The following is a 16,453-nucleotide window of genomic DNA, read 5'->3' on the forward strand; positions in this document are numbered from 1 at the left end:
CAGATTCCCGTCGGTGCCGACCTCGCGCGCCACCCGCGTCACCTCGTCCGCGAACGCCGACAACTGGTCCACCATCGTGTTCACGGTGCTCATGAGCTGGCGTATCTCGCCCTTGGCGTCCACCGTGATCTTCTGGCTGAGATCACCGCGCACGACCGCGGTGGTGACCTGGGCGATGTTGCGGACCTGGGAGGTGAGGTTGGACGCCATGAAGTTGACGTTGTTGGTGAGGTCACGCCACACCCCGGACACATCCCGCACCTGGGCCTGACCACCGAGGATGCCGTCGGTGCCGACCTCGCGCGCCACCCGCGTCACCTCGTCCGCGAACGCCGACAACTGGTCCACCATCGTGTTCACCGTGAGCTTCAGCTCCAGCAGCTCGCCGGCGGTCTCCACCGTGACCTTGCGCGTCAGGTCGCCGCTCGCCACCGCCGTGGTGACCGCGGCGATATCGCGGACCTGCCAGGTCAGACGAGCGGCCATGGTGTTGACGGCCTCGGTCACGCTGCGCCAGGAGCCGGACAGCCCCTGGACACTGGCGCGTCCGCCCAGCCGGCCCTCCGTGCCGACCTCGTGCGCGACCCGCATCACCTCGCCGGTGAAGGAGGACAGGTGGTCCACCACGCGGTTCAGCCCGAGGGCCAGGCTGCGCAGGTCGCCGCGGAGCTGCCGGGTGCCGACCCGCAGCTCCATGTGCTCGCCGAGGTCGCCCTCCGCCACCGCCTCCAGCACGCGGGTCGCGTTCACCATCGGCAGGGCGAGGGACTCGACCAGCTCGTTGGTGTCCTTGACCGTCTCGGTCCAGGCGCCCTGGCCCGGACTCGCCGCGATCCGCTCGTCGAGCGCGCCCTCCCGCTTCACCACACCGCGCACCCGTCGTACTTCCGAGGCCAGGTGCTCGTTGCGGGCGGCCACGCGGTTGAGCATGCCGGCCATCTCGCCCAGCACACCGTCGCCGTCCTCCGCCACCCGTACGGAGAAGTCCCCGTCGCACAGGGACCTCAGCCCTCCGAGGAGTGGCCGCAGGTCCTCCGTCAGCACCGCCTGCGCGTTCCGGTCCTCCATGGCGTCCATTTCCTGAGATGTGCACGTCCGGGGCCGCCGTCGCCCTCGGCCGTCTCCCGAGTGTCGGTCCCGGCCACCACGACGCCTGGCTCCGGCAGCCGCGGATGAGCCCGGATGAGAGTGTCCGTTTCAGCCACTATAGTGGCTTTTAGGTAATTCGTTCGAGTCAGGAGTGCGCTGTGCAGGCCCTCTCTCCCGGGCAGGAGGGATCGGGCTCGCGAACGGAGTTGCCCGCGAGCCAGCTCGCGCCCTCCCGGGCCCGCGCCTTCGTCCGGGCCGTGATCGCCGAGCGGGCCCTGTCGACCTCGTCGCTCGGTCCGCCCGCCGAGCGGCTCGCCAACGACGCCGCCCTGCTCGCCGGTGAGCTGACCACGAACGCGCTGATCCACGCGGGCACCACCATGGCCGTGGTCTGCCACGCGGAGACGGCGCCGGGCCCGCAGGAGGCGCTGACGGGCGCCCGGATCGAGGTGGTGGACCGGCAGCCGTCGGGCACGGTGCCCGGCGGCTCGGCCCCGGCGGTCAGCGGACGGGGCCTGGGGCTCCAGATCGTCGCCGCGCTCGCGGACTCGTGGGGCGTGACGTACCGGCACACGGAGAAGGCGGTCTGGTGCCGGCTGGTGATCGCGGCGCGCGACGCGCCGCCGGTCCCGGTCGGCCGGCTCAACACGGCGCTCTACCAGCAACTGGAGGCCACCGAGGTGGCGCAGCCGTACACACGGGTCGAGTACCACGGCTCCAGCGGCCGCACCGACCGCGGCGACACGTTCCTCGCGGAGGCCAGCGAACTCCTGTCCGGACAGCTCGACGAGGACATGGTCGCCGCCCTGGCGAGCCAGCTCATGGTGCCGAGACTCGCCGACTGGTGCGCGGTGTGGCTGCTCGCCGAGGACGGCCGCATGCGGCTCGCCAGCGTCTGGCACGCGGACGAGCGCCGGATCGCACCGCTGCGCCGCGACCTGGAGCACGACCCGCCGCCGCGCGAGCCGTGGAGCGTCGGAATGCCCTGGCCGTGGCCCGAGGCGGCGGACGGCGAGCGCGGCGGCGCCGCGCTGGCCTTCTCGCTGGTGTCCGGCGGCGAGAGCCGCGGTGCGCTGCTGATCGGCCGGGCTGCACCGCCCGAGATCACCGACTCGGCGGCACGCACGGTGGAGAACGTGGCACGCAGGGTGGCGCAGACGCTGGTCACGGCCCGCCAGTACACCCACCAGACCAACATCAGCCGGGCCCTCCAGCGCCGGCAGTTGCCCTCGTCACTGGGCAGCCTGCCCGGCGTGGAGTCCGCGATCGTCTACGAGCCGCACGCCAGCGGCCTGACCGTCGGCGGCGACTTCTACGACCTGTTCCCGACCGGCGACGGCCGCTGGTGCTTCCTGCTCGGCGATGTGCAGGGCAAGGACGCCGAGGCGATGTCCGTGACCGGCCTGACCCGCCACCTGGTACGGCTGCTGGCCCGCGAGGGGCACGGTGTCGAGTCGGTGCTCGGCTGGCTGAACGCGGTGATGGCGGAGGACGCCGCGGAGGCGGTGAGCGTCGCCGGCGAGGGCGCCAGGCCGCGGTTCCTGAGCATGGTGTACGGCGAGCTGACCCCCGACCCGGGCTCCGGCGGCGCGCACTGCACCCTCGCCAGCGCCGGCCACCCGCTGCCGCTGCGGATGTCGGTCGACGGCGAGGTCAGGTCGGTGGTCCCCTCGCAGTTGCTGCTCGGCATCGACGAGGACACGGACTTCACCTCGGACTCCTTCCACCTCGCGCCCGGCGAGACGCTGCTGTGCGTAACGGACGGCGTGACCGAGCGCCGCGACGGCACCCGGCAGCTCGACGACGACGACGGTCTCGCCCGGATCCTGCACGACTGCGCGGGCATGGGCGCCATGGCGGTGGCCGAACGCGTCCGGCAGGCGACGCACGACTTCAGCCCCGAGCCGGTGGAGGACGACCTGGCGGTGGTGGTGCTGCACGCGACGGCGGGGGTGTGAGGCGCCCGCGGGCGAGGGGTGGGGACGCGGCGGCAAAGGCCCGAACGGCGCGCCGGTCGGGCGCACTTGACAGGTGGTGGGCCGCGCCGGGTGAATGGGGTGGGAACGCCGCATGAGGGAGGGCGGGGCGTACCGGGGGCGCGGCATGCCCCGCCCGATGCAAGGAACGCTGGTCGTACGCGGAGGACGCGAAGACGGATCGATGCCGACGCGTACGACCACTTCCCGCTTGAGAAAAGTACTAGTCAAGCAAGGGTCAAGAAAGAGTCCCTTTCGGTCAATGGCGCTTGGCCCGCCCTTGACGATCGCCGGCACACCGCCTTCCCCCCCGTTCCGAGTGGGTGGTTCGTGGGTCCCGGACCTCCAGGAAGCGCCACCCGGGCCCGGCCGGCGGCCCGCGGGGCGCCGATCGGCGCCACCCGTGACCCGGCCACGGCAGGGCGGGACACGTCCCGCGCCGCGCACGAAAGCCTCGCCGAATTCGGCATTCGCAGCAAAGCCGCCGCCCGCAACTCCGCCAGGCAGCAGTTACGGAAACCACGACCGGCACCCCCGCCCCGATCATCAACCGGACACGCGCACCACCCCACGCACCACCCACTCGGTGATCGGGCCGATAGGCGGCCGGGGACCGGTGCCTTCTCACGCACGCGCAGCCGGTGGCGGCCTTTCTCCGGTGCCGCGGGAACCGCCGCCCCATCAGGCTGTTTGCACCTGGCTGCAACGAAGTACTGACCACTGCTGGGCGTGCATATCTTTGTCCTGCCCGACGGAGTTCCGGGCCCTGAGACAAGGAGACAAGGTGCGCGCACAAGTGAAAAGCCGCTTCCCGCACAGGATGGCGGTCGTGATCGGCATTGTGGCGTTGGCGATCACCGCCGTCTTCACTTCGCCGTTCGGGGCGGTTGCCGAGGCCGGGGCCGTGGCGGCGCCGGTGGTGGCGCCGGCACCCGACAGCGGCGCCACGGCATTGGCGTGGGAGTGCCCGGCGGGCGATTTCTGCGTCTGGGAGAACCCCGGCGGCGTCGGCCGCCGGTGCAACTGGTCGGTGGCCGACCCGGACTGGCAGGGCGGCTCGATCAGTTGCTCGTGGTCAAGCACCGTCAAGGTGGAATCCGCGAAGGACAACGGAAACGACCCGGCCTTCGCAGCAGTCGCCGTGTACCGGCAGGCGAACGAGGAAGGCAGGTTCGCCTGCCTCGATCGCGGCAAGAACTACGAGATCACGGCAGGGGGCGTCCTGCTCCGATCCCATGAGTGGGTGACGTACCACTGCTGAGAGCAGGCGGGAGCACGCGGCCCGACCCGGATGGCAGAGGCCGGGTCGGGCCGCACGGCTGAGAAAGCATCAGGGAAAGCTCCCACGCAAAGTATTCTCGGTATGGCCATGTTCGTTTGTATAGCCTGGGGAAGACTATGCTGCGAGTGCACTTCACGGCCGATGATCTCGTCCGCATTCGCCTCTTGTCCCAGCCCAATCCGCTGTGGGAAATCCTGCTGAGCTTCTTCTGCCTCCGCGAACAGCGGAAGCGGATCTTCCTGCAAGCGTGGGCCCGGCAATTGCGCACCGACGCCCAGCGCTGGAAGAAGATCGTGCCCGCCGCCCGGCTGATGGCCGGATTGGCGCCACAGGGCCCCTACTTTCCCGACTTCCTCACTCCTGCCCAGGGCTGCACCGGTCTCGATACCGGCCTGGACGCGATCGCGGGAACCCCACGTCGACGTCTCACCCACGAACTGAACCTCCTCGCCGAGTGCAACCGCAGAAAGGACCGGACCACACCCTCGTGGCTGGCCTCCTTCGCCGCCGGTGACGCGAACGCGCTCGCCCACCTCACCCGCACCCTGCGCGACTACCACGAGACCGCGATCGCGCAGAACCAGGCCGAGGTCGCCTCGGTCATCGGCACTGATGTGGCCCTTCGGACCCGGGCACTGCTCAATGGCGGAGTCGAGGGGCTGCTACGCAGCTTCGAGCCGCTGATGGTCTGGACACCGCCGGTACTCCACGTCCGTTACGACTACGACCGGGATCTGCACCTCTGCGGACGCGGACTGTTCCTTGTCCCCTCCTACTACTGCCACGGGTCGGCGGTCTCGACGGCCGACCGGGAGCTGACTCCGGTCATCATCTACCCGATCGCCACCCGGCAGCGCTGGCGGCAGACGGCGGGGAGCAAACCGAACGACCACCTCACCAGACTCCTGGGAGCCACCCGCGCGTCCGTACTCCACGCCGCCGGCACCAGCCTGACCACCACGGACCTGGCCCGCGTCCTGTCGACGTCCCCGGCCTCGATCAGCCGGCACACCAAGGTGCTGCGCGAGAACAACCTGCTGACCACGTGCCGCCAGGGCAACTCGGTCCTGCACGTGCTGACCGAACTCGGCCGAGAACTGGTGAGGGGCGAGCCGACCGGGTTCGGCCGGCCGTCGTCCGGGACGGCAGAGGCCGACGGCGGTCCTGCGGGCCGGGTCGGCATGTACGCGCAGACGCGATCTTGTGCGGGAACACGCCCCGGCGTTCGTTGTTGACCGCGCATCTCCGTGCCTACTCTCCAACGGCCGGTCGAAAAACGGAACGTTGAGGGGCCGGCGGTGACGAAAGGCAACAGATGTCGAACGATTACGAACTCGGCCGCAGACGACTCCTCAAGGCGTTCGGTCTGACCTCGGCCGCCGGCACAGCGGCGATGATGTCGGCGGACCCCGTACTGGGCGCCACGCTGGGCCACGACGAGCGGACGGGGGTGTCCCCGGCGACGTACCGGGCCCCGACCGGGCTCGCGCAGGACAGCGAGGCCAAGTCGACCGCGCTGGCGTGGATCGACACGGCGAGCTCCGAGATCGTGCGTCTCAACGACGACGTGTGGAAGTACGCGGAACTGTCGCTGCGGGAGTGGAAGTCCTCGCTGGCGGTCGCCGCGCTGCTGAAGAAGTACGGCTTCGACGTCGAGTGGGGAGCCGGCGGCTTCCCGGCCGCCTTCGTCGCCACCTACGGCTCCGGCGGTCCGGTCATCGGCTTCAACGCCGAGTACGACGCCCTGCCCGGCCTCTCGCAGAAGGCGGGCGCGGGCGAGCACGACCCGCTCGTCTACCACTACGACGCCTACGGCCCCACCTACGGCGCCGGGCACGGCGACGGGCACAACGGCCTCGGAGCGGGTTCCACGGCGGCCGCCATCGCCGTGAGCCGGGCGATAGCCGAGAAGGGCCTCAAGGCCACCGTGAAGGTGTTCGGCACCACCGGTGAGGAACAGCTCGTCGGCAAGCCCTTCATGGTCAAGGCCGGGGTCTACGACGGGCTGGACGCCTTCATGGACTGGCACCCCTTCGGCAGCACCCTGGCCTTCTGGAACACCACCAGCGCCCTCAGCTCGGCGACGTTCACCTTCCTCGGCGCCGCGGGCCACGGCGCCAACCCGCTCGGCAACAAGAGCGGTCTGGACGGCGCACTGCTGATGGCGACGATGTCCGAGTACCTGCGGGAGAAGAACGTCGCGCCGTCCGGCCGGTTCCACTACGCGATCATCAACGGCGGCGGGGCGCCCAACGTGACACCCGACATGTGCTCGATCTGGTTCTTCATCAGGGAGGGCAGTCCCGCCCGGGTGAAGGTGCTGTACGACAAGATCGTGGAGTGCGCGAAGGCGGCGGCCCAGGCGAGCCAGACCAGGCTGGTGCACAAGTTCCACTCGGCGACGTGGAACTCGCTCGGGAACAAGGCGGGCGCCGAGCTGATGTACGACAACATGCGCCAGATCGGCCCGCCGGCCTTCACCGACGAGGACCACGCCCTCGCCAAGCAGCTCCAGAAGTCGCTCGGCAAGCCCGAGGTGGGCATGTCGACCACCGTCGTCCCGCTCGCCCCGCCCGCGCCCTCCTTCGGCGGCGGCATATCCACCGACACGGCGGACGTGAGCTGGCACGCGCCGACGGTCACGGCCCTCGTGGCCACCTTCCCCGCCGGATGCCCGAACCACAACTGGACCGTGACCTCCACGGCCGGCCACCACATCGGGCACCAGGGCACCCTCTCCGCCGCCCGGTACCTGGCGGCCTCCGCGGTCGACCTCATCACCCAGCCCGACCGGCTCACCGCGGTCCAGGACGAGTTCAGGCAGCGCACCGACGGCGTCGAGTGGAAGAGCATGATCCCGGACGGCACCCAGCCGCCGCTCTACGAGCCGCCCGCGGACTTCCTCGCCGAGACCGGCCAGCAGTGGCCGCCGCAGGGCGTCACCTGGCCGGTTCCCGAGGTGATCGCGGCCGAGCAGCTCGGCACCACGGGCCCCGACCTCCCGCCGGTGACCTGACCCCCGGCACCGCGCCGGGGCACGGGCCGGCACGCGCGGACCGGCCCGGGCGGACCTGGTGGCACGGGCCCGGTGGGCCGGCCGTCGCGGATCCCGTCCGGGGCCGGACCGGATCCGGGCCGGCAGGCGCGGGAGGCCGCCGGCCCCGGCGGCCCAGGCGGCCCTCAGGCCGCCACCGGGTCACCGGGTCACCAGGTCGGCGCGCAGGAGACCCCGCCGTCCACCACGAGGTCGTGGCCGGTGACCCAGCGGGCCATCGGCGAGGCCAGGAAGACGCAGGCGTCGCCGACGTCCTCGGACGTGCCCAGCCGGCGCAGCGGCGCGGCCGCCTGCCACCTGCCCACCCCCTCGGGCCAGGCGGTGTCGAGTCCCGGGCGGTCGATCAGGCCGGGCGACACCGTGTTCACCCGGACCCCCAGGGCCCCGTACTCCAGCGCCGCGGAGCGTGCGTGCATGATGAGGGCCGCCTTCGAGGCGCTGTAGTGGGCGTGTTCCCTGGCCGGCCGGCTGCCCTCGATGGACGCGATATGGGTGACGGACCCGCCGCCGGCCCCCGCCATGAGCGGGACTGCGGCCTGGGTGCAGGCGAACGCGCTGGTCAGGTTGGTGTCCACCACGTGCCGCCACTCGTCGGCCGCCAGGTCCGCCAGGGGCCGGGTGGGCTGCACCCCGGCGTTGTTCACCAGGGCCGTCAGACGGCCCCGCCAGGCGGCGGCCTCCGCCACCAGCCGGCCGCACTCGGCCTCGTCGGTCAGGTCGGCGGAGAGGGCCAGCGCGTCCCCGCCGTCCGCCCGGATCCGCTCGACGCGCTCCAGCGCCGCCTCGCGCCCCGTCCTGTAGTGGGCGACCACGGCAGCACCGGCGAGCGCGAACCGGGTCACGATGCCGCCTCCCACGCCACCGCCTGCGCCCGTGACGAGGACCACGTGGCCGGTGAGGTCGGGAAGGTCGCGCGGGGCACTCACCTGGCACCCGCCGGGACGACGGCGCCCTCGGAGTTGGCCGGGTGGCGCAGCGCGGCGCCGGGACGGCACAGCGAGCGGATCCGCTCGGCCTGCTGCGGATAGCGCTCGCACAGGTCCTCGGCGGTGCCGCCCTCGTAGTCGCAGGAGAGGAAGCCGGGTGCCATGGTGCAGCCGATCAGGGACCATGCGCCGGGCTCCGTGACCCGGCCGCCCATCCAGGTGCCCGCCGGGACCGTGTACTGGACGTGCTGGCCGGCCCGCAGGTCGTGGCCGAGCAGGACGACGCGTGCCGTGCCGTCCTGTTCGAGCAGCAGCAGTTCGAGGGGCGCGCCGAGGTAGAAGTGCCACACCTCGTCGCCCGGCAGGCGGTGCATCGCGGAGAAGTGGTCGTCGTCGGGGCTGAGCAGCGCGATGATCGCGGATCCCGCCGGGCGCCCCGCCCCGTCCTCGGGCCCGGCCCAGGTGCGCCGGAACCGCCCTCCTTCCAGCGGCATGGGCTCAAGGCCGTAGTGGTCGACGAGGTCCTCGACCGTGATCCCCGGTTGCTTCATGCGTGCCACCTTTCGTGAGCGGGTCGTGCCGCCGACGGGCCGGCCGTCATTCTCCCGCAGGGGCGCTCACCGGACGCAGCCGCCGTCGGCTCCGCCGCCGTGCGGCCAGCCGCCGCGCAGCAGGTCCCGCAGCACGGTCAGGTCCGCGCCGAAGAAGCGGTCCTCGACGGTGTCCGGCAGCACCGCGGCGGCCTCGTCCAGGGCGCCGGCGAGTTCATCTCCGGCGCCGGGCGGCACCGCGCCGAGGCGGCGCGCCTGGTGCAGGGCGAGCAGTTCGCAGGCGAGGACGTCCGTCAGTCCGTCGAGCGCACGCCGGCAGCACTCCGCGGCCTCCAGCGAGAACGACTGGACGTCCTCCTGCCCCCCGGACGTCTCCACCGTCCCCACGAACGGCGGGGCCGTGAGGCGGCGCAGGTCGTGCACCACGCCGACGGCGCGCTTGTGGACGGGCGAGAGACCGGTGTGGGGGCCGGGCCGCGGGGAGAGCTGCGCGGTCAGGCCGGTGACCCTGGGGTCGAGCATCCGGTGCAGGCGGCTCGCCCCGAGCTCCGCGGCCCCGACCAGGGCGAGCGTCAGCGTGTGCAGGTGGGCGGCGAGGTCGTAGCCGTGGAAGCCCGCCGTGCCCAGGAAGCGGCCCGTGCCGTCCTCCTCGACGTAGGCGGGCGAGTCGGTGACGCCGACCAGGGCCCGCTGGACGGCGGCCTGAAGCATCGCCACCGCGCGGTCGAGGTGCGCGAGCACCTGGCCGGACACCCGGAAGGACACCGGCGGCTGGAGGGTCCGGGCGCCGACCGGGCCGCCGGCGAGCCGCAGCACCTCGCGGGTGACCGCGGCCAGCGACCCGTCGCCGCGTGCCAGGGCCGGGTGGAGCGCGTCGCGCGACGCGCCGGTGAGCGCGAACTCGCCCGCCACGACCCGCAGGCACTGGCGCAGCGCCGCCTTGGCGCCGTCGGCGCACAGCACGGCGAGCGCGGTGGTGACGGGTACGCCCTCGATCAGGGCCACGCCCTCCTTGGGGCCGAGGCGGAGCGGGGTGAGGCCCGCCGCCGCGAGCGCGGGTCCCGCGGGCAGGGCGGCGCCGGGGCCGGCCCCGGGGCCGGGCAGCACGGCACCGCGTCCGCTGAGGGGAGCCGCCAGGTGGGCCAGCGGGATGATCTCGCCGGCCGAGCCGAGGCCGCTGCGCGGCACGGCCGGCAGGACGTCCCGCGCCAGCATCTCGGCGAGCCTGAGGCACAGCCCGGCGCCGACACCGCTGTCGTCGCCGAGGAACGTGCGCAGCCGGACGGCCAGCACGGCCCGGGTCTCCTGCCGGGTGAGCCAGGGAGGGGACCCGACGGACCTGGCCACCATGAGGTGTTCCTGGTGGCGGGCCTGCTCCTGCTCGGTCAGGCGCTGCTCGCTCAGGGCGCCCATGCCGGTGTTGACGCCGTACACGGGTGTCCCGGACGCGAGCGCGGCGAGGACCTCGGCCCGGCGCCGGGCGATGCGCCCGGTCAGCTCCGCACGGAGCACGGGCACATGGCCCTCGCGGGCGATCCGCAGCACCGCGGCGGGTCCGAGGTCGGCCGGCCGTGCGACGTCGATGGCGGGGGCGGTCACGTCACCGGTAGCGGAGCATGGTGCCGGCTTCGGCACGCTCCGCCCGTTCGAGGATGAGCTGGCCCACGGCGACGTCCAGGATGGACAGGCCGCGGTGCCACAGCAGGATCCGTTCCCGGTCGTCCTCGCGCCCCGGCCTGTGCCCGCCCACGACGGCGCCCAGTTCGGCGTGCAGGGTGTCGGCGGAGAGTTTCCCGGTGTCCACGTGGTGGCGCAGCGCGCCGAAGCGGCCCGACCGCGCCTCCCGCCAGTCGTCGACGACGACCTTGTCCATCACGTCCAGCAGGTCCGGTGAGACGGCGCTGACCGTTCCGTAGGGCACCACGAACGCGCCGGGTTTGACGAGTCCTGGATGGAGCAGCGGCGCGGGCTCGGTCAGCCGGGTCGCCTCGACCAGGATGTCGGCGCCGTCGAACGCCTCGGCGACGTCCTGGGTCACACGCACCGGGGTGTCGGTCACCTCGCGCAGCCGCCGTGCGAACTCCTCACGCGACTCGGGGCGGCGGCTCGTCACACGGATCTCGTCGAGCTCGAAGAGGGAGTCCAGCATGGTGACGTTGGAGAAGGCGGTGCCGCGTGCCCCGGCGTGGCCGAGGATCCGGGCGTCGGGCCTGGCCAGGTGGCGGGCGCCGACCGCGGTCATGGCGCCGGTGCGCGCCTCGGTGATGAAGGTGGCGTCGATGATCGCCCTGGGTATGCCGTTGGCCGGGTCGTACAGGGTGATCAGGGCCAGCTCGCTGGGCAGCCCGAGCCGGTAGTTGGGGACGAAGTCGCCCACGACCTTGACGCCGCTGACCCCGTGGTCGCCGAGGGTGGAGACGTGTCCGCGCAGCACGTTGAAGTGGCCTGCGCCGCCGTTGTCGGGGACGAGGTGGACACGGGGCTCGAAGACCGTGCGGCCCTGGCCGTGCGCGGCGACCACCTGCTCGACCGCGTCGATGATCTCGGCCGAGGTGATGCCCAGTTCCTCGACGTCGGGGCCGGACAGGAAGCGGAGCCAGATGCCCGGGTGCTGCGGAGGGGACTGCATATGACTTCCCGGTTCGTGACTGGAGCGAGGGACGGGGGGCGCCGTGCGGCCGGTCGGGGCGTGCCCGGCGGCCGGGGCCGCTACGGCTTCGCGGCCAGGTCCCCGATGGAGTCGAGGTGGTACTTCCTGGCCGTCTCGGCCGTCACGACGATCGCGTCCTTGTCCTCGGCGGACGAGCGCGCGAGGACGGTCAGCGAGGACGGCGCGGCCTTCCGCAGCGCGGAGTAGACGGAGTCCGGCGTCTCCGCGTGGGCCTTCTTGTCGAAGTACTGGAGCAGGACGCCGGTGTACTCGGGCACCAGGTCGATCGAGCCCTGCTTCAGACCGGGGAGGTAGGTCTCGCGGCTGCCGATGTTGAGCTTCTTCGTCACCTTGGCGCCCTGGTCGGAGAGGGCGTCGCCGTACAGGTGGGCCAGCAGGACGCTCTCCTGGAAGTTGGCGGAGCCGACGGTGAGCTCGACGCCCGCGGCCTGTTTGCCGGGGGTGCCGAGGCCGTGCGCCTTGAGCCACGCCCTGGCGACCGCGTCCGGGTCCTTCTTCTCGCCGACGACCTGCTCGTTCAGCCGCACGAGGTCGTCGGTGGTGAGCTTGGCCGAGACGGCGTCGAGCACCTTGGCCGCGCCGGGGGTGACCTTCTTCCGGGCCGCCAGCGGGACGACGTTCTGCGCCAGGAAGAGGTGCTTCGGGTCCTTCAGGACGACGAAGTGGTCGGTCTCGACGGAAGGGTCGGTGGTGAAGATGTTGCCGACGTCTATCTGCCCGTTCTTGAGGGCGTTGACCGTGAGCGGGCCGCCCGCGTCCAGCGCCTTGAAGGAGCCGAAGGACACGCCGTAGACCTTCTTGAGGCCGCTGAGGCCGTCGATCCGCGTCTTGAACTCGGGGGCGGCGCCGAGTATCAGGCCGCCGGCCACGGACTTGCCGTCGCCGCCGGCGGTGCTGCCCGAGCCGCATGCGGCGAGCACGGTGGCGGCGAGCGCGGCCGCGGCGCCGGTGAGGAAGGCCCTGCGTTTCATGGTGTTTCTCCTTGGGGACGAGCTGCGGGAGGTCAGTGGGGTGGAGGGTGCCCTCACGCCGGGACGGACGCCTTGCCCGCGGCCTCGGCCACCCGGGCCCCGGCCTGCGCGGGGCCGGTGCCGAACCGGCCGGAGACACCGGGGGAGACGGCGTAGCGCTGCACGCCCGCCAGCACCCCGTCCAGCACGAGCGCCAGGGCTGCGACCAGTACGGCACCGCCGGTCATCTGGGCGAAGTCGCGGGCCGCGAGGCCGTCGTAGAGGTAGCGGCCGATGCCGCCCAGGCCGACGTAGGCGGCCACGGTCGCCGTGGCCACCACCTGGAGGACGGCGCTGCGCAGTCCGGACAGGACCAGGGGCAGGGCGATCGGCAGCTCCACGCGGAACAGCACCTCCCGGCCCGTCATGCCCATCCCCACGGAGGCGTCGCGCACGGCGGGGTCGACGTTCTGCACTCCGGCGCAGGTGTTTCCCAGGACCGGCGGGATCGCCAGCAGCACCAGCACGATCTCGGTGGGCACCAGGTACGGGGCGTCGCCGCGGCCGCTGATGTGCGGCGAGACGACGACGTAGAGCAGGATCAGCAGGCCGAGCGTCGGCAGCGCCCGCAGGCCGTTGGCGAAGGTGACCACCGGTGTGCCGCGCCCGGTGTGCCCGATGAGCAGTCCGAGCGGGAAGGCGATGACGGTGGCGATGGCCACGGCCGCCAGCGAGTAGGCGAGGTGGTTGCCCAGTTGGGTGGGGATGCCCGGTGTGCCGAGCTGGTCCTGCCAGTTCACGGGGTCCGTCAGCCAGGTGAGGGCGTTGCTCATCGGTGTGCCTCCGTCCGGCGCCACGGGGTGAGTGCCCTGTTGACGAGCACGATGACGAGGTCGAGCACCAGCGCGAGGACGACGCACAGGACGATGCCGAGGACGATGGGCGGGTAGTAGGGCCCGGTCGACGAGAGCTGGAAGCCGTTGGTGAAGAGCTGGCCCAGTTCGGGGACGCCGATGGTGGCGGCGATCGCGACGAGGCTGACGTTGGCCACCACCGCCACCCGCAGGCCCGCGGTGATCACCGGCACGGCCAGCGGCAGGTCGACCTTCGCCAGGCGCTGCAACGGTGTGTAGCCCATCGCCGTCGCGGCCTGCGCGACGTCCTCGGGCACCGCGCCGAGCCCGTCCGCCACGACCCTGGCCAGCAGGGCGACCGTGTAGATACTCAGCGCCACGACCACGTTGACCGGGTCGAGGATCTTCGTGCCGAGGATGCTGGGCATGGCGACGAACAGGGCCAGCGACGGGATGGTGTAGAGGAGCCCGCTCACCGACACCAGCGCCGGGTAGGCCCATCTGCGGCGGGAGGCGAGGTAGCCGAGCGGCAGGGACACCACGAGGCCGATCAGGACCGGCAGCACCGACAGCCAGGCGTGCCACCAGAGCCAGTGCAGCACTTCGGTGCGGTGCGCGGAGAAGTACCCGAGGAGACCGGGGGGCGACTGCCCGCCCTGCGCGGGTATCCGGCCGAGCGCGGCGATCACGCTTCCTCCCCGGTGCCCGGCGCGCCCGCCGGCGCGGAGGAGCGCTCCTCTATGAGGCGGACGGCGGTGGACGGGCTGATGCTGCCGAGCAGGCGCCCCTCCCCGTCCGTGACGACGCCGCGGCCGCTCGGCGACGACAGGGCGGCGTCCAGCAGCTCGCGCAGGCTGCCGTCCTCGGTGGCGAGGGTGCCGCCGAGGTTCAGCGCGTCCTCGGTCACGGTCTCCTGCGCCGCGAGCCGTGCGCCGTCCTCGGACAGCCAGCCCTGGGGCCTGTCCTCGGCGTCCACCACCAGCACCCAGCCGCCGTTCAGGCGGTCCCGCGCGGTGGCCAGGGCCTCGCCGAGCCGTACCGTTTCCTCCCGCTCGAACGGCAGCGAGGAGACGGCGGCGAAGCCGAGCGCCCGGTATCCGCGGTCGCGGCCCACGAAGGCGGCGACGAACGCGTCGACGGGCCGTGCCAGCAGCTCGGCCGGGCTCGCCACCTGCGCGAGTCTTCCTCCGACGCGCAGCACGGCGATCCGGTCGCCCAGCTTGATCGCCTCGTCGATGTCGTGGGTCACGAAGACGATGGTCTTGCCCAGCTCCTCCTGGAGCCGGAGGAACTCGTTCTGCAACTGCTCGCGCACCACGGGGTCGACGGCGCTGAACGGCTCGTCCATCAGCATCACGGGCGGGTCCGCGGCCAGCGCCCGCGCCACTCCGACGCGCTGCTGCTGCCCGCCGGAGAGCTGCGCCGGATACCGCTTCGCCAGCGCGGGCGTGAGGCCCACCCGCTCCAGGAGCTCCATGGCCCGGCTCCGCGCCCGCCTGCGGTCCGTGCCGAGGAGCAGCGGCACCGTGGCGATGTTGTCGAGGACGGTGCGGTGCGGCAGGAGGCCGGAGTGCTGGATGACGTAGCCGATGCCGCGCCGCAGTGCCGCCGGCGGCGAGGCGGCCGTGTCGGCGCCGTCGATGAGCACCCGGCCCGACGTCGGCTCCACCATCCGGTTGACCATCCGCAACGACGTCGTCTTGCCGCAGCCGGACGGCCCGACGAGGACGGTGATCCTCCCCTTCGGGGCCTCCAGGTCGAGGTGGTCGACGGCGACCGTGCCACCCGGGTAGCGCTTGGTCACGGACTCGAAAACGATCATATTCCGGCCCTCCCGGCCGCTGCTGCACGTCCGAACTGGGCTGCGATCCCCTGCGCGGCACCGGCCACCAGCGCGCCGTAGCGGCGCAGGGTGCCGTCGTCGATCCGGAAGGTGGGACCGAGCAGGCTCAGCACGCCCGCGATGCCACCCGGCCGCCCGATGGCGGCGGCGATGGCCGTGACGTCCGGCTCAAGGCTCTCGCGCCGCGCCACGTAGCCCTCCGGTGGCGACGCCCCGGACAGCGCCATGCCGACGGCGGTGTCCGCGAGCGGTACGGAGCGCCCGACCCGGTTGACGTGCCGTACGGGGTGGGTGCCCTCCACCGCGGCGACGCACACGGCGGTCTCGTCCGGGCCGAGCATGCTCAGGTAGGCCGACTCGCCCGTGGCCCGCACCAGCTCGCGGAGCACCGGCTCCGAGAGCCGCACCAGGCCCTGCCGGCCCACGGCCTGCGCACCGAGCTGGAGCAACCGCGGCCCGGCCTCGAACACACCGCGGCGCCGGGTCACGAAGCCGGCGCGGTCCAGGGTCCGCAGCAGCCGCAGCGCCGTGCTCGTCGGGACCCCCACGCGCCGGGCGCACTCGGTGAGGGTGATCCCGCCGTCCGCGCACACCTGGCCCAGCAGCCCGAGTGCCCGCTCGACGGCCCTCGTCGAGCCGCCGCCCGGCGCCGCCTGTGCGACCTCCTCGGCCCGCTGTCCGTCTTGTCGGCCTATGGACTCCATTGCGGGGATCCCGCCTGCCGTCTAGTAGAAGTGCGCTGCCATTGGCCGAGATCATGGCATGCCTTCTGGCCACGAGTGAATCCGGCCAAGTGAGACGAAACAATGTTGAAACACCGGTGCGGGTGGGTCACGCGTGCGAGGAGGGCCGGTGGTGGCGGCCGTGCCCCGCCCCCGCCCTTCGCCGCCGAGGTCGGGAACCGCGGGAGGGGACCGGCCGCGCGGACCGCGGGAAGGGGCCCGGGGAAGAACCGGAAGGGAGCGCCGGGAGGGGCCCGGGGGAGCGCCGGAGGTACGCCGGGGGCCCGGGGGAGCGCCGAAAAGGGCCTCGGAACGAGAAGGGCCTCTGGAAAGGGGGCCGCGCACGCGGCATCATCGCCCTTGCCCCGCCTCGTGATCCCCCAGCCTGTTCCCGCACCGTGATCCCCACCCTGTTCCCCGACCCTGTTCCCGCACCGTGATCCCGCACCGTGACCTTCCGGCGGCTGCGGACACGTCCCGGCGCCGCCGCGAACGCACCGGCCGGCGGCCGGGCGCCACCTGCACCACGGCGCG

14 protein-coding genes are annotated in these 16,453 nt (G+C 72.7%); 4 read left to right on the forward strand and 10 right to left on the reverse strand.

What is annotated here, in order from left to right; all coding sequences use genetic code 11:
• Positions 1-1,068, reverse strand: a 1,068-nt coding sequence (locus IE313_RS35225) for a HAMP domain-containing protein (RefSeq protein WP_229924698.1), incomplete at its 3' end; no start/stop codon positions are given.
• A gap of 179 nt (positions 1,069-1,247) precedes the next feature.
• Here IE313_RS35225 and IE313_RS17050 point away from each other — a divergent pair.
• From IE313_RS17050 to IE313_RS17065, 4 genes are all read left to right on the forward strand, one after another.
• A complete protein-coding gene (locus IE313_RS17050) occupies positions 1,248-3,047 on the forward strand; it encodes a SpoIIE family protein phosphatase (protein ID WP_189932990.1) in 1,800 nt (599 codons plus the stop codon).
• Positions 3,048-3,885: 838 nt separating this feature from the next.
• Positions 3,886-4,326: a peptidase inhibitor family I36 protein gene (locus tag IE313_RS17055; RefSeq protein WP_189932992.1), complete on the forward strand. Its 441-nt coding sequence runs from the start codon at positions 3,886-3,888 to the stop codon at positions 4,324-4,326.
• Between the two features lie 137 nt (positions 4,327-4,463).
• Positions 4,464-5,582, forward strand: a complete 1,119-nt coding sequence (locus tag IE313_RS17060) for an ArsR/SmtB family transcription factor (protein ID WP_189932994.1) — start codon at positions 4,464-4,466, stop codon at positions 5,580-5,582.
• An 80-nt stretch (positions 5,583-5,662) separates the two neighbouring features.
• The gene (locus IE313_RS17065; RefSeq protein WP_189932996.1) at positions 5,663-7,363 is read left to right on the forward strand and encodes an amidohydrolase; all 1,701 of its coding nucleotides are present in this window, start codon (positions 5,663-5,665) and stop codon (positions 7,361-7,363) included.
• 188 nt (positions 7,364-7,551) lie between these two features.
• Here IE313_RS17065 and IE313_RS17070 read toward each other — a convergent pair whose 3' ends face one another.
• From IE313_RS17070 to IE313_RS17110, 9 genes are all read right to left on the reverse strand, one after another.
• Positions 7,552-8,328, reverse strand: coding sequence for an SDR family NAD(P)-dependent oxidoreductase (locus IE313_RS17070; protein ID WP_189932998.1), 777 nt, complete (start codon positions 8,326-8,328; stop codon positions 7,552-7,554).
• Positions 8,325-8,879 (reverse strand): cupin domain-containing protein, encoded by a 555-nt coding sequence (locus tag IE313_RS17075; protein ID WP_189933000.1) that lies wholly within the window; start codon positions 8,877-8,879, stop codon positions 8,325-8,327. Before IE313_RS17075 ends, IE313_RS17070 begins: the two co-directional genes overlap by 4 nt.
• Positions 8,880-8,945: 66 nt before the next feature.
• A complete protein-coding gene (locus IE313_RS17080; RefSeq protein ID WP_189933002.1) occupies positions 8,946-10,478 on the reverse strand; it encodes an aromatic amino acid lyase in 1,533 nt (510 codons plus the stop codon).
• Position 10,479: 1 nt separating this feature from the next.
• Entirely contained in the window at positions 10,480-11,508 is a 1,029-nt protein-coding gene (locus IE313_RS17085) for an ornithine cyclodeaminase family protein (protein ID WP_189933004.1), read from the reverse strand.
• Between the two features lie 80 nt (positions 11,509-11,588).
• Entirely contained in the window at positions 11,589-12,521 is a 933-nt protein-coding gene (locus tag IE313_RS35230) for a glycine betaine ABC transporter substrate-binding protein (RefSeq protein WP_229924699.1), read from the reverse strand.
• A 53-nt stretch (positions 12,522-12,574) separates the two neighbouring features.
• A complete protein-coding gene (locus IE313_RS17095; protein ID WP_189933006.1) occupies positions 12,575-13,333 on the reverse strand; it encodes an ABC transporter permease in 759 nt (252 codons plus the stop codon).
• Positions 13,330-14,043, reverse strand: a complete 714-nt coding sequence (locus tag IE313_RS17100) for an ABC transporter permease (protein ID WP_229924700.1) — start codon at positions 14,041-14,043, stop codon at positions 13,330-13,332. The genes IE313_RS17095 and IE313_RS17100 overlap by 4 nt, the downstream gene beginning before the upstream one ends.
• Positions 14,040-15,176 carry an ABC transporter ATP-binding protein gene (locus tag IE313_RS17105; protein WP_189933008.1) on the reverse strand — a complete coding sequence of 379 codons (1,137 nt, stop codon included), beginning with the start codon at positions 15,174-15,176 and terminating at the stop codon, positions 14,040-14,042. Before IE313_RS17105 ends, IE313_RS17100 begins: the two co-directional genes overlap by 4 nt.
• Complete coding sequence (locus IE313_RS17110; RefSeq protein ID WP_189933010.1) at positions 15,173-15,901, reverse strand: IclR family transcriptional regulator; 729 nt, start codon at positions 15,899-15,901, stop codon at positions 15,173-15,175. The genes IE313_RS17105 and IE313_RS17110 overlap by 4 nt, the downstream gene beginning before the upstream one ends.
• Positions 15,902-16,453 lie beyond the last annotated feature (552 nt).

The sequence above is a fragment of the Streptomyces sulfonofaciens genome (assembly GCF_014656295.1).
Classification (GTDB): domain Bacteria; phylum Actinomycetota; class Actinomycetes; order Streptomycetales; family Streptomycetaceae; genus Streptomyces; species Streptomyces sulfonofaciens.